Origin of the sequence: Ewingella sp. CoE-038-23 (genome assembly GCF_040419245.1) — a bacterium.
GTDB lineage: Bacteria > Pseudomonadota > Gammaproteobacteria > Enterobacterales > Enterobacteriaceae > Ewingella > Ewingella allii.
Genome location: NZ_JAZHOH010000002.1, coordinates 219,909 through 231,983, shown reverse-complemented (window position 1 = coordinate 231,983; position 12,075 = coordinate 219,909). Strand labels below are relative to the sequence as shown.

13 protein-coding genes are annotated in these 12,075 nt (G+C 54.7%); 4 read left to right on the top strand and 9 right to left on the bottom strand.

Features of this window, described 5'->3' with window-relative positions:
* Positions 1–148: 148 nt before the first annotated feature.
* The 5 genes from V2154_RS23525 to V2154_RS23505 all read right to left on the bottom strand — a co-directional run bounded on the left by V2154_RS23525 (position 149) and on the right by V2154_RS23505 (position 5,021).
* On the bottom strand, positions 149–1,129 hold the full coding sequence (locus V2154_RS23525) for an IS5-like element IS5 family transposase (RefSeq protein ID WP_000019402.1): 981 nt from the start codon (positions 1,127–1,129) through the stop codon (positions 149–151).
* Between the two features lie 40 nt (positions 1,130–1,169).
* On the bottom strand, positions 1,170–2,045 hold the full coding sequence (locus tag V2154_RS23520; protein ID WP_353504271.1) for a hypothetical protein: 876 nt from the start codon (positions 2,043–2,045) through the stop codon (positions 1,170–1,172).
* Positions 2,046–2,132: 87 nt separating this feature from the next.
* A complete protein-coding gene (locus V2154_RS23515; RefSeq protein ID WP_353504270.1) occupies positions 2,133–2,963 on the bottom strand; it encodes a DUF2861 family protein in 831 nt (276 codons plus the stop codon).
* On the bottom strand, positions 2,960–3,622 hold the full coding sequence (locus V2154_RS23510) for a response regulator transcription factor (RefSeq protein WP_353504269.1): 663 nt from the start codon (positions 3,620–3,622) through the stop codon (positions 2,960–2,962). The genes V2154_RS23515 and V2154_RS23510 overlap by 4 nt, the downstream gene beginning before the upstream one ends.
* The gene (locus V2154_RS23505; RefSeq protein WP_353504268.1) at positions 3,612–5,021 is read right to left on the bottom strand and encodes an ATP-binding protein; all 1,410 of its coding nucleotides are present in this window, start codon (positions 5,019–5,021) and stop codon (positions 3,612–3,614) included. The genes V2154_RS23510 and V2154_RS23505 overlap by 11 nt, the downstream gene beginning before the upstream one ends.
* A 365-nt stretch (positions 5,022–5,386) precedes the next feature.
* On the opposite strand from V2154_RS23505, the gene V2154_RS23500 reads away from it, so the two are divergent.
* On the top strand, positions 5,387–6,412 hold the full coding sequence (locus V2154_RS23500; RefSeq protein ID WP_353504267.1) for a hypothetical protein: 1,026 nt from the start codon (positions 5,387–5,389) through the stop codon (positions 6,410–6,412).
* A gap of 63 nt (positions 6,413–6,475) precedes the next feature.
* On the opposite strand, the gene V2154_RS23495 is transcribed toward V2154_RS23500, so the two are convergent.
* A complete protein-coding gene (locus tag V2154_RS23495) occupies positions 6,476–7,294 on the bottom strand; it encodes a sulfite exporter TauE/SafE family protein (protein ID WP_353504266.1) in 819 nt (272 codons plus the stop codon).
* Between the two features lie 111 nt (positions 7,295–7,405).
* Between V2154_RS23495 and V2154_RS23490 the strand changes: the two genes are divergently transcribed.
* The 3 genes from V2154_RS23490 (at position 7,406) to V2154_RS23480 (ending at position 8,945) form a co-directional block, all read left to right on the top strand.
* Positions 7,406–8,197, top strand: coding sequence for an AraC family transcriptional regulator (locus tag V2154_RS23490; protein ID WP_353504265.1), 792 nt, complete (start codon positions 7,406–7,408; stop codon positions 8,195–8,197).
* A 72-nt stretch (positions 8,198–8,269) separates the two neighbouring features.
* The gene (locus V2154_RS23485) at positions 8,270–8,494 is read left to right on the top strand and encodes a YgdI/YgdR family lipoprotein (RefSeq protein ID WP_353504264.1); all 225 of its coding nucleotides are present in this window, start codon (positions 8,270–8,272) and stop codon (positions 8,492–8,494) included.
* A 148-nt stretch (positions 8,495–8,642) separates the two neighbouring features.
* Positions 8,643–8,945 carry a HigA family addiction module antitoxin gene (locus V2154_RS23480; protein WP_353504263.1) on the top strand — a complete coding sequence of 101 codons (303 nt, stop codon included), beginning with the start codon at positions 8,643–8,645 and terminating at the stop codon, positions 8,943–8,945.
* A 172-nt stretch (positions 8,946–9,117) separates the two neighbouring features.
* On the opposite strand, the gene V2154_RS23475 is transcribed toward V2154_RS23480, so the two are convergent.
* The 3 genes from V2154_RS23475 to V2154_RS23465 all read right to left on the bottom strand — a co-directional run bounded on the left by V2154_RS23475 (position 9,118) and on the right by V2154_RS23465 (position 12,066).
* Positions 9,118–9,417: a helix-turn-helix domain-containing protein gene (locus V2154_RS23475; RefSeq protein WP_353504262.1), complete on the bottom strand. Its 300-nt coding sequence runs from the start codon at positions 9,415–9,417 to the stop codon at positions 9,118–9,120.
* A 231-nt stretch (positions 9,418–9,648) separates the two neighbouring features.
* On the bottom strand, positions 9,649–10,365 hold the full coding sequence (locus tag V2154_RS23470; protein ID WP_353504261.1) for a dienelactone hydrolase family protein: 717 nt from the start codon (positions 10,363–10,365) through the stop codon (positions 9,649–9,651).
* Positions 10,366–10,452: 87 nt separating this feature from the next.
* Positions 10,453–12,066, bottom strand: a complete 1,614-nt coding sequence (locus V2154_RS23465) for an ABC-F family ATP-binding cassette domain-containing protein (RefSeq protein WP_353504260.1) — start codon at positions 12,064–12,066, stop codon at positions 10,453–10,455.
* Between the last annotated feature and the right edge of the window lie 9 nt (positions 12,067–12,075).

Genomic DNA, 12,075 nt, shown 5'->3' with positions numbered 1-12,075 from the left:
AGGGAAGGTGCGAATAAGCGGGGAAATTCTTCTCGGCTGACTCAGTCATTTCATTTCTTCATGTTTGAGCCGATTTTTTCTCCCGTAAATGCCTTGAATCAGCCTATTTAGACCGTTTCTTCGCCATTTAAGGTGTTATCCCCAGTTTTTAGTGAGATCTCTCCCACTGACGTATCATTTGGTCCGCCCGAAACAGGTTGGCCAGCGTGAATAACATCGCCAGTTGGTTATCGTTTTTCAGCAACCCCTTGTATCTGGCTTTCACGAAGCCGAACTGTCGCTTGATGATGCGAAATGGGTGCTCCACCTTGGCCCGGATGCTGGCTTTCATGTATTCGATGTTGATGGCCGTTTTGTTCTTGCGTGGATGCTGTTTCAAGGTTCTTACCTTGCCGGGGCGCTCGGCGATCAGCCAGTCCACATCCACCTCGGCCAGCTCCTCGCGCTGTGGCGCCCCTTGGTAGCCGGCATCGGCTGAGACAAATTGCTCCTCTCCATGCAGCAGATTACCCAGCTGATTGAGGTCATGCTCGTTGGCCGCGGTGGTGACTAGGCTGTGGGTCAGGCCACTCTTGGCATCGACACCAATGTGGGCCTTCATGCCAAAGTGCCACTGATTGCCTTTCTTGGTCTGATGCATCTCCGGATCGCGTTGCTGCTCTTTGTTCTTGGTCGAGCTGGGTGCCTCAATGATGGTGGCATCGACCAAGGTGCCTTGAGTCATCATGACGCCTGCTTCGGCCAGCCAGCGATTGATGGTCTTGAACAATTGGCGGGCCAGTTGATGCTGCTCCAGCAGGTGGCGGAAATTCATGATGGTGGTGCGGTCCGGCAAGGCGCTATCCAGGGATAACCGGGCAAACAGACGCATGGAGGCGATTTCGTACAGAGCATCTTCCATCGCGCCATCGCTCAGGTTGTACCAATGCTGCATGCAGTGAATGCGTAGCATGGTTTCCAGCGGATAAGGTCGCCGGCCATTACCAGCCTTGGGGTAAAACGGCTCGATGACTTCCACCATGTTTTGCCATGGCAGAATCTGCTCCATGCGGGACAAGAAAATCTCTTTTCTGGTCTGACGGCGCTTACTGCTGAATTCACTGTCGGCGAAGGTAAGTTGATGACTCATGATGAACCCTGTTCCATGGCTCCAGATGACAAACATGATCTCATATCAGGGACTTGTTCGCACCTTCCTTAGGATTGGTATAGGTCAGCGTGGGTTGTTGCACCGCCATCGCCACCAGATTCAGCTTGCCTTTATAGTGATGAAAAAACGGGTAAGCATTTTTCATCTGGCCCTTTTTATAAGGCACAATATCCGGGCCACCTAGCCCAATATTATTAGCCTGAGCCGTCTCAAATAGCCGCGACATATATCCATGGTCGTTATTCCATTCGCAGGGCCAAAAATTGACATACTGCACCACGTAGGATTTCTTAAACACCGACTTGGCAAACAGCATATTTTCCTGCGTAGCGGCGAAATAACGCTCACAGGTAAAACCGCGTTTTGCGGCCTGTTTCTCATCAATATCTATAGAGGTTTCCGGCAAGTTGATCCCGGCAATTCTGCCATCAAAGCTCTTGGCTAGCGCAGCCAAAAGCTGTTGATATTGCTGTCTTAGTGCAGGATTCCACTGCATCGCTACCCAGCCAGAACCCACCGGTTTGCCTTCTCCTGGGTTATCCGTCTGTTCTAATAAGCCGCCGAGATACTGCGGCTCTTGCTGGAGATAACTCGGGATATTTTTATGTTGCGGCTCAAAGAAGCGATCTTGCAGTTGAATAAACAGTTTCTTATGCAGTTTATGGGTGAAGGCTAAATCCTTTTCGATGGCCGAAAAATCATACTGCCCCTTTGCTTTCTCTAACTGCGTCCAGGAATAGACAATCTGCACGCCCTGAATATCATCGCGCTGCAACAGCGGGCGAATATTTTCTAATTCGTCGGACTCGGTAAAAAGATAATTTTGTGGCGTGGCGGCCTGTACCGCGCTGGCAAATAACAGGGCAAACAGAATAAACATAATGATGAATCGCATACCTGAAACCTTATTTCCACTGAGATAGGAATAACAGTATGGCGATAGCCCCGAGGTGAATTGTCAGAGCAATGTCAGGATGTAAAACTAATTTTGCAGGCTCAGCAGCGGCCCGGCGAAGCGATGCTCCAGCCGCAGGGTCAAGCCACCCCGCGCCTCCACCCGAATGACTGACATATTAGCCCAGATGGCGTCGGCGTCCGCGCGCTGCGGCCACGTCTTGGGCTGAAGATTATCGCTGCGCTGCCACCAGATTTGTTGGAAGTCGCTGCGGCGCAGCAATGTTTGTTCCAGCCATACCGGCGGGCAGGCCGCTGGCACCGTCGGTGGCCTCAGGGTGATTTTTTGCCCCTGTCGCTGGACCCAGTTCAGCCCGCCGCTGCCCTGTAAGGCCAAGGGTTGCTGCCACACATCGCCGCCCGAACGGACGGTTAATTGATAAATTCCGGCGGGCAATGGCTCGCCGCGCTCCTGACTGTCCAGCCGAAATTGCTGGTCTGGGTCATATTCAGCATTGGCTTGGTTCATTACCTCCTCACCATTGGGCAAAGTCAGTGAGATTTGCAGGTCGTGTCGCAAACTTTTGCCACTGAACTGCACGCGGTAAATACGATTGAGAGGAATATCGCGCTGTATCAGCACCAGTGTCGGGTGATCTAACCACGCGGGCGCGGCTATCGGCAGGTCATTGCCGCATTGGCGGGACACCACGGCGTCCAGCGCCTGCCGCCACGCGTCGCGCTGCGCGGCGCTGCTCATCTGCGGCCAAAGGTTGATTAACTGCTGCCACGCCTGAGCATCCTGCTGGCTGAATAATGCGTGATAAACCGGCTCGAGGGGCGTCACGGGCAGCGCGCTCTTTGCGGGAGGTGTCATCGCCAGTGTGAAAAACAGGGCAGTGAGAATTTTCGACGTCATGATGTTTTATCCAGACGATAACCCACGCCGCGCACGCTGCTGATAGCAATGCCGGGCAGCTTTTGGCGCAGTTGCAAAATATGAGTATCTACCGTGCGCGTCGAGGGGAAATGCTGGTAGCCCCACACCTGATTGAGCAGCTCATCGCGAGTAAACACCCGCCCGGCCATCTGCACCAGCATCGCCAGCAGGGCGAACTCGGTGGCGGTCAGCGCCACCTCTTTTTGCTGCCAACTGGCCGACTGGCGCGAAGGGAACAGTAGCAGCTCGCCGCTGCCCAATTGCCCTTCCCCCAGCGGCCGCAGCTGCGCGCGAATGCGGGCCAGCAGCTCGACGTGAGCAAAAGGTTTACTGAGGTAATCCCGCGCCCCGGCTTCCAGACCGGCAACCCGGTCTTCCACATTGACGCGGGCAGTCAGCACAATTACCGGCAGCGCCTTTCTCGCCAGCCAGTTGGGTAACAACTTCAAGCTGTCGCCGTCGGGAAATTGCCGGTCGAGGATAACCAAGTCCGCCAGATGCCAATGGCGCTCCACTTGACTCAGCTCGCTCAGCCACTGGCAGCTAAAGCCTTCCTGCTGCAAAAACAGCTGCAATCCTTGCCCCAGCGCGGCGTCGTCTTCAATAAGCAGCAGGCTATGTTGGGTTTTAATGTTCACAAGGCAGCTCCAAAGTGAAAGTGGTCGGCGGGCCGCTAAGAGTCAGTTTACCCCCCAATCTGCGGGTTACTCGCTGGACAATACTCAGGCCAAGCCCCATCCCGGCGCGGGAAGAGAGCTCGCGGCGCAGCTGGGGCAGCTGGGGCAGAGCTTTGACACCCAGATCCCCGCCATCGCTGATCTCTAAAATCAGCCGCCCGTTGCGGCAACTGGCGCAAAGGCGCACCGGCGGTTTGCCGTGGCGAAATGCGTTATCGAGCAAGTTGTTCAGGCACAGGCTGGACCAATACAGCGGCAGTTCAACCTCAAGGTCGCTATCAAGACAAAATGTCAGGTCAGGATGTGCCTGAGCGATATGCCACAGCCAGTCGCTTAAGGCTATTTTTGATGGCGCTTCCAGCAGGTCGCGCACGCCGTCCCCGGCAAGATAATGCCGGCTGGCTTCGGCCATCTGGCGCATGCGCTGTACGCTATCGGCCAGCTCGCCGAATCTGGCCTGCGCATCGGGTGACAGGGTGTCAAAGTCGCGGCGGAAGTGCTCCACCACATTGCCCAATTGGCTGATCGGGGTGCGTAATTCGTGGGTGAGCATTTGCACAATAAACCGCTGACGCTGCTGTAAACGCCGCCGCTGCCAGCCTGTCCAACCTAAGGCCAACAGGGCCGCCAGCAGCGCCACGGCCAGCAACACCCGCCAACTATTGGCATAGCTGGTGGCGGGAATGGCGCACAGGGTACCCAGTGCGACATCGCATCGCCCTCCGGCTGCCACCAGCTCAACACCCGCGCGCTTGGCTAGCGGCTGCCAGACCTCAGGCGCATAGCGCACCCAGCGCTGGGGCTGCTGCCGCCATAAAATGCCATCCTGCATCAGCCAGGTTTGCCCATTCGCTAGCGCATCAAGGTTGTCATCCGATAGCTGGCCGACGCCGCCCAGCGCCTGCGGCCTTTCCCGCACATGCAAGTAAGCCTGCAATCGCCCCGCCTCGGCAGGATGGCGCTGGAGATAATGCCACGCCGTGCTGCCCCCCAGCGGATAGATCGGGTGAGCCGCAAACCACTGCTCCGGCAATTCGGTTTGCTGGCACTGCGCCCGTTCAAACTGTTGAAAAGCTGGCGAAATCCCTGCGAGAGTGCCCGAACAGTGCTGGCTGTATTGGTAAAGCGTCGAGAGCGCTGGCACGGGCATCTCGCTGAATTGCGGATACAGGGAGGCAGGCCGCAATAGTAGAGGATCGAGCTGGCGCAGCGGGTTGAGCGAAACCTGCCCCAGAACAGGGGCATTGTCCAATAGGCGAGAGAAATCGCGCAGTGCCTGAGAAAAAGGCGGCGGCGTGCAGCCGCTGAATATCAGCGCGCTACAAAATATCAGGCTGAGTGTCCTGACTTTCTCCCTCATGTTTACCGCACTCCTTTGCTGAGAATGTCGCGATTATGCCTTGCAATAACAAAAATCCCAACTCAGCAAAACAGACTTTATTTATTGAATTTTATTGTCCTAATTAGCCAGCAGCAGGATTTCATTGATATCCACACTTTATCTGTTAGTTCTATTTGGGCGTGAATTCATAGGGTTATCGAAACATATTCTGCTAATTTTGCTTAAGTAAAGATTTGTTGGTGCAATTCTCAATCTCTGACTAACATTAAGTCAGCTAATACAACGTGATCGCTTGACGTGGAATTAGTGACGTGGCGCACGAACAGTGAATGCGCGCTCGAACATTCAAAGATGAAAAGTACGGCAATAAAGGGAGAGAGTCTATGAACGATCATTCTGCTCCTACATCGGCTCATTACAATGAAGCTTATGTAGAACCGGTAAATGGTGTGCCATTAAAACGTATTTCGTGGAGCGCTATTTTCGCCGGCGTCATTATTTCTATTGTGGTTTATTTACTGTTATCTATTTTAGGTACTGCAGTGGGAGCCAGCACCATTGACCCACTGAAAGAGCAAAATCCGTTGGACGGCATTGGTACCGGAGCCCTTATTTGGACCGGCCTCAGCATGCTGATTTCCATTGCTGCCGGGGGTTACGCCAGTGGCCGATTGGCGCAGCGCGAAGGGGCTTTGCACGGGGTATTAATGTTTGGGGTCAATACATTAATCAGCCTATGGTTCCTGGTTGTTGTGGTTAATAGTGCAGTGAGCGGCGCAGCCAGCGTGGTAGGCAGTGGGCTGCAAACCTTGGGCAGTGGAATATCCGCCGCCGCCCCGCCGGTCACTCAGATGGTGAAAGACAAACTGGGAGAAAATAATATTAATCTCGACAGTTTGCAGAATGAACTGGAGACGACCCTGCGCCAAACCGGCAAGCCGGAATTACAACCTGAGAATTTGCAAAATAAAGCTGAGGGAGAAGTTAACAATGCCCAAAATCAAGCTGCAAATACGGCTAATCATCCACAAACCGCCGACACAGACGTCGTAAACTTTATTAAAGGTTTAGTTCAGCGCAACGAAAGTACATTCCAGGCCGCTGACCGTGAGGCGTTGAAAAATATCATTAAAGCGCGTACAGGGAAAAGCGATCAGGAAGTTGAACAGATTGTCGCTCAGACCGAGAAAAGCTATCAACAAGCCCGTGCGAAATATGAAGAGTTGAAACAGCAAGCCGAGCAAAAAGCCCGTGAAGCAGCCGATAAAGCCGCTGCTGCCACCGCAAAAGCCAGCTGGTTCGCCTTCTTCTTACTGATTGTTGAGGCCGTGCTTGCCGGTGCCATGGGTGCTCTGGGCCGACGCACTCAGCCACGCGCCGTGTTTAGCGATCAACGTCCATTGAGATAATGGCTTTACATCGCCGGTAAACCAACCCAGAGAGAGGATAGCAATATCCTCTCTTTTTCATTGTTAAAATGCCATGGTGAGCAAAACCAGCGTCAACAGCACCAGATAAATTCTGGCGTGCAGCTTGTCGGGAATGCGCCCCACCCACGGCGTCGCCGTCTGCATTCCCAGCCATGACCCCGCGAGTAGCACCACAAACGCCAGCATGTCGACATAACCCCAATACCAGTGTCCCGGCAGCGAAGCAGCGCCCGGCGCGGCCATCATGTAGGTCAAGGTGCCGACTATCGCCACCGGCATACTCAGAGGGTTCGCCATTGCCGTGGCGATATTCATACTTAGTCCTCGGCGACGCATCATTGGCACCGTCATCACGCTTCCCCCCACGCCAAGAAAAGTGGCGATCGCGCCAATGACCACGCCGATTAGCGCAGTTTTCCCCGCCGTTGGCTGATGGAGAGCTGTCCTAGCTTGTTGAGAAATAAACCCTTTTCGCAACAAACCGTCGGCAATAGTCAGCGCCAGATAGGCCACAAAGAGCCAGCGAATCACCCCGCCGTGGGTGGCATTGGCCAGTAAAGACCCGGCCACCGCGCCAAGGGCGATATAGCCCGCCAGCGGCCACGCCAGGCCGAGAATCAAATTGCCCCTGCGCCAGTGGCGGCGGGTTGCCATCGCCGAGGTGACAATCATCACGCAGGTCGAGGTCGCCACCGCAATGTGCATTGCCGCGTGGCCTATCGGGCTATCTGCGCCGTAGAGGGTAAGCAAGGTGCGATACAGCAGCGGCACGATGATGAAGCCACCGCCAAAACCAAATAATAGCGTGGTGATCCCGGCCAGAAAGCCGAACAGCGCCAGCGTGAAGTACAAGGTGAACATGAGGATAAGCCCGAAGTTGATAAACAGGCCTTACTTTAAGCAGTCGAGTCTTGTCCTGCTTTCGTTACTCAGTCAATAATGTTTGTGTTTCAGCCAATATGAGAACTCTGCGTGCACAACGTTTCGATTAATCAGCTGGATGCCACTCCGCGCCCGGTGGTTGCCATCCGCACAGACTACGCCTACGGTACTCAACTGGCCTGGCACAGCCATCGCCGTGCTCAGCTGCTCTACGGCGCGCCGGGCGTGATGGAGGTCTCTACGCAGATCGGTAGCTGGGTGGTGCCGCAGCAAAGCGCGGTGTGGATACCCGCCGAAACGCCACACAAAGTGGTGATGCTCGGCGTTAGCACGCGCAGCCTGTATATCGAACCTTCCGCCGCCCCCAGAAACGGCGAGCAGTGCGAAGTGATCGCCATTCCCCCGCTTTTGCGCCAGCTGCTATTGGATGCCGTGGATATGCCGTTGGAATACGCCACCTCTGGCCGGGACGGTGCGCTGGTCAACCTGATGATGCATGAGATCACTCGTGCGCCCACCCTGCCGCTGCATATCCCCTTTCCGCGCCAAACTGCGCTAGCGAAGCTGTGTCAGGGGTTTCTTCAGCAGCCGAATATCCACACCCTTCCCAGCCACTGGGCAGAGGTGCTGCACATCAGTGAGCGCACCTTTAACCGCCAATTTCGGGCCGAAACCGGCATGTCTTTCCTGCAATGGCGACAGAGGGTCTGCGTGGTGTTGGCACTTTCCAGGCTCGCCGCGGGAGTACCCATTACCACTATTGCGCTAGACATGGGTTATGACAGCCCGGCGGCTTTCTCAACCATGTTCCGCAAAATGCTCGGTCAGCCACCCTCGGCGTTTAGCCAGTTCTCTGGCGCGGTGTCGAAAACTTCAGGATAAATCACCCGATTATCTGGCTCATTTCTTAAGCTGTGCTAAACCTTATACAGACTTAACAACAAGGAGTGAGTTATGAAGAGACGTTATCTAGTTGCATCAGCGTTAGTTCTTACCGCCTTACTCGCAGGCTGTTCTAGCAATTACGCCATTCAAACCAACGATGGGCGAACGATAGTCAGCGAAGGCAAACCAAGAGTTGACCGGGATACCGGGCTAATCAAGTACAAGGATGCCTGGGGGAAAGAGCGCCAAATCGCCCAGACCGACGTGAAAGTCATGTCAGAAATTGGCAAGTAGGTTGTACTGAGTCTTAAAAAAAACCCGCTTCGGCGGGTTTTTTTGTGGATTTATGGAGAAGATAGCAATTTGGTAGAAAGTGTTTCTTTTTGGGAAACAGGTGTCATCATAGCCATTCTGGAAAACTTATTTTAAAGGATTATCACTAATGGCTATGCTCACCCCTCCGCATCCGGGCGGCTTGATCACTGAATATCTTGAGGATTACGGGATCTCGCTTCGCTCATTGGCGAAAGATTTGGGCGTATCTCCCTCAGCCTTGAGCAAGGCCGCGGCGGGTAAAACAGCAATTACTCCCGAAATGGCATTACGACTCGAAGTGGGGCTAGGTATCGCGGCCCGCCTTTGGCTGGCAATGCAGGCAACGTATGACCTCAGCAAAGCCCGGGAAAGAGTCGATCTTTCAAACGTTGTGCCGTCGTCCCACACTCAGGCGCAGACGGCACATTAGAAACAGCCCCCCAATGGGGCTGTTCTCATCACCAACCTTGAAGAGGGCTGCTCTGCTCAACCATGATCTTATGAAAACGATGGCCCGTCCCTGCTTTTAACGTGTACTACAATATCTCTACAGTTTTCATAAATAACCTTATCCCTGATTAGATGGCTGAAAGGAGAATCTATCAGATATGAAACACCCGCCCCACGCCTTCAGGCAATTCAACGGTCAGGCTCAACTTTCCGCCCATGGCCTCAATATATCGTTTGAGAGTAGCCAGTTTTACGTCATTACCTCTTTGCTCTATCTGGGTTATGGCGGGCTGACTGACGCCCATTAATTCCGCCAGTTTCTTCTGTGAGACCTGCATCTCTTCACGCAGCAGCTGCAAACCGGTTTCCAGAATCATTTCATCCGCTATCTCTTTAATGCGAGCCTGGCTCTCTGGCGAACGGGCAGCGATAGCTTCACGTAATGTTTTCATTTTTTCACCTCAAGGAGAGCTAAGTGGCGGTCAGCACAGGGCTAACGCTCACATTCAAAAGCAAAATATAAGCTACAACTTATAACATCAATCCTCCACTGCATAGTAAATAGACGATACTTGAAATGCGCTTTAGGTGGGAAAGCAGAATTACGAGGCAATAACTGGAGTTATATTGCTGATATTTAGCCCATTACCAATAAGGCTTGGAAATGGGTTAGGCATCAAACCTTACAGCACGTCAGTAAACAGTTGGTACATTTGAGCGAAGGCGCGGTGGGTGACTTTCTCATTGTACTGGCTCATGCCGGGAACGTTGGCGGTTGGGTCGGTGAAGGAGTGAACCGCGCCGCCGTAGTTAATGAGCTGCCAATCAACGTTATGGCCTTTCATCTCTTCGACAAATCCGGCGATCTGCTCTGCTGGGATCAGGGGATCTTCTGCGCCATTGAGCACCAGCACGGAGCCGCTGATGTTCTTCGCGCCGTCGGTGTCTTGGGTATCTAGCCCGCCGTGGAACGTCACGAAGGCGTTGAGTTTAGCACCGCTGCGGGCCAGTTCGAGCACGCAGTGGCCGCCGAAGCAGAAACCAATAGCCGCCACTTTTGCGACGTTCAATGGCGCATGTTGTTGGGCCAGCAGCGCGTCAAGCGCGCCTTGCATGCGTTGACGCTCGGCGGGCTGGTCTTTCACCGCCATCATCGCCGCGGCCGCTTCATCACCATTGGTTGGGCGAACCTTCGCGCCGTACAGGTCAGCGACGAACACCACATAGCCTTTTTCAGCCACGGATTTCGCGGCGTCGATAGCCACGTCGGCCACGCCCATCCAGTTTGGCGCTAACAAAACGCCCGGCTGGTTTTTGGCCCCTTTTGGGAACACCAGACAGCCCTGAAAATCCTGCCCTGCAACCTGATAATCGACATACTCAACGCTGATATTGCTCATTCACGACTCCAATAGATTTTGGTTTGGTTATCATTAAAAACTATCTCGCCATAAATGTATCAGTCAAATTGCGTATAAATATGAATGTCATACAGAATGTCGATGATGAAGAAGTTCCCAACCCTTCTCCCACGCCACCAGCCAATGGGTAAGTCCAAGCTGCGCCAGAAACGCCTCGTCGTGCGACACCACCAGCAGCGTTCCCTGATACTGATTGAGCAGCGCCTCAAGTGCAGCCAGAGAGGGAAGATCCAGATGGTTGCTTGGCTCGTCGAGCAGCAGGCAATCGGCGGATGGATCGGCATAAATCACCTTAGCCAGCGCGGCTTTGAGCTGCTCGCCGCCGCTGAGTTGCGCGCAGGGCAGTAGCACCCGGCTAGCGTCTAGCCCTAGCTGGGCGAGCTGCATACGCAGCTGAGATTCCCCGGCGATGCTATTCACCTCAAGTAACTGCTCGAGGATCGTTCGATGTGGATCAAGGCTGGAGAGCTGCTGGTCAAGATAAGCCATTTTCGCCCATGCCTCGCGCAGGCCAGAGACCGGCGGCAGCAGGCCCGCCAGCACTTTCAGCAGGGTCGATTTACCACAGCCATTCGGGCCAACCACGCCAATTCGCTGGCCGCCGCTAATGGCCAAGGTGATCTGGTCGAATGGCGGTGTGACAAAGGGCAGCGTGACCTCGGTCAGTGCAGCCACCTTTTGAGCAGTAGTAGCCTTGAGCGAGTCGGAATGCATGGCAATATGCGCCGCCGCCTCGAGGTGTTTCGCCGCCTCTTGGACCTGCTGGCTGAGGTGCGCCCGCGCTTCAAGTTGCTGCTTGTGTAACTTCCCCGCCGAAGCCTCGCTGCGCCCTTTTTGCCTCCCCAGCAATATCTTGGCTTGATTGGCCTCTTTGCCACGGCGATCGCCGCGTGACTGGCGTTTCTCGAGCTTTTCACGCTGGTCGCGCAAGGCCAATTCCTCCCGTTTTCGCTCGACTTTGAGCCTCTCCAGCTTCTGCGCGGCGGCGGCAGCCTCCTGCGCTTTCGCCTGCTGGTAAAAGGCGTAATTGCCGCCATAGCTGCGCAAACCCAGTGAAGACAACTCGACGATGCGCGCCATCTGCTGCAGCAGCGCGCGGTCGTGGCTTATCACCACTAATCCGCCGGTCCAGTTTTGCAATTGTTGCATCAGCACGCGTCGGCTGGGGCCGTCGAGGTGGTTGGTCGGCTCATCAAGAATGAGGAAATCGGCGTCTGAGAGCGTCGCCCCAATCAGCGCTACGCCGCCGCTAAGTTGGCTGACCGGCGACTCTGGCGAAAGATAGCCCAATCCGGCGGATTCCAGCTGGGTATGTAGCCGCTGGCGGATATCCCAGTCATCGCCGACCTGCTCGAAATCGGCTGGATCGACGCTTCCCGTCTCAATACGCAGTAACGCGGCAAGGGTGTTCTCAAAGCCCGCCAGCGCCGCGACATTGGCATATTTTTCAGGGGTAAGGTGCTGCGCCAGATACCTGACTTTACCGGAACAGTGGCACTGGCCGGAAGAAGGCGCGAGCAGCCCGGCCAACAGCTGCGCCAGCAGGCTTTTACCCACGCCATTGCGCCCCACCAGCCCGGTGTGGCGGTGATCAAATTGCTCGGTGATGTCGGTGAAAAGCGGCGTGCCGTTGGGTAAAACCAAAGAGACGCGGTCCAGCGTTAGAATAGGATTCGTCATGCGATAACC

Coding starts and splice junctions, on each gene's coding strand:
- V2154_RS23525 (WP_000019402.1), bottom strand. CDS start 1,129: ATGAGTCATCAACTTACCTTCGCCGACAGTGAATTCAGCAGTAAGCGC.
- V2154_RS23520 (WP_353504271.1), bottom strand. CDS start 2,045: ATGCGATTCATCATTATGTTTATTCTGTTTGCCCTGTTATTTGCCAGC.
- V2154_RS23515 (WP_353504270.1), bottom strand. CDS start 2,963: ATGACGTCGAAAATTCTCACTGCCCTGTTTTTCACACTGGCGATGACA.
- V2154_RS23505 (WP_353504268.1), bottom strand. CDS start 5,021: ATGAGGGAGAAAGTCAGGACACTCAGCCTGATATTTTGTAGCGCGCTG.
- V2154_RS23500 (WP_353504267.1), top strand. CDS start 5,387: ATGAACGATCATTCTGCTCCTACATCGGCTCATTACAATGAAGCTTAT.
- V2154_RS23495 (WP_353504266.1), bottom strand. CDS start 7,294: ATGTTCACCTTGTACTTCACGCTGGCGCTGTTCGGCTTTCTGGCCGGG.
- V2154_RS23485 (WP_353504264.1), top strand. CDS start 8,270: ATGAAGAGACGTTATCTAGTTGCATCAGCGTTAGTTCTTACCGCCTTA.
- V2154_RS23480 (WP_353504263.1), top strand. CDS start 8,643: ATGGCTATGCTCACCCCTCCGCATCCGGGCGGCTTGATCACTGAATAT.
- V2154_RS23475 (WP_353504262.1), bottom strand. CDS start 9,417: ATGAAAACATTACGTGAAGCTATCGCTGCCCGTTCGCCAGAGAGCCAG.
- V2154_RS23470 (WP_353504261.1), bottom strand. CDS start 10,365: ATGAGCAATATCAGCGTTGAGTATGTCGATTATCAGGTTGCAGGGCAG.
- V2154_RS23465 (WP_353504260.1), bottom strand. CDS start 12,066: ATGACGAATCCTATTCTAACGCTGGACCGCGTCTCTTTGGTTTTACCC.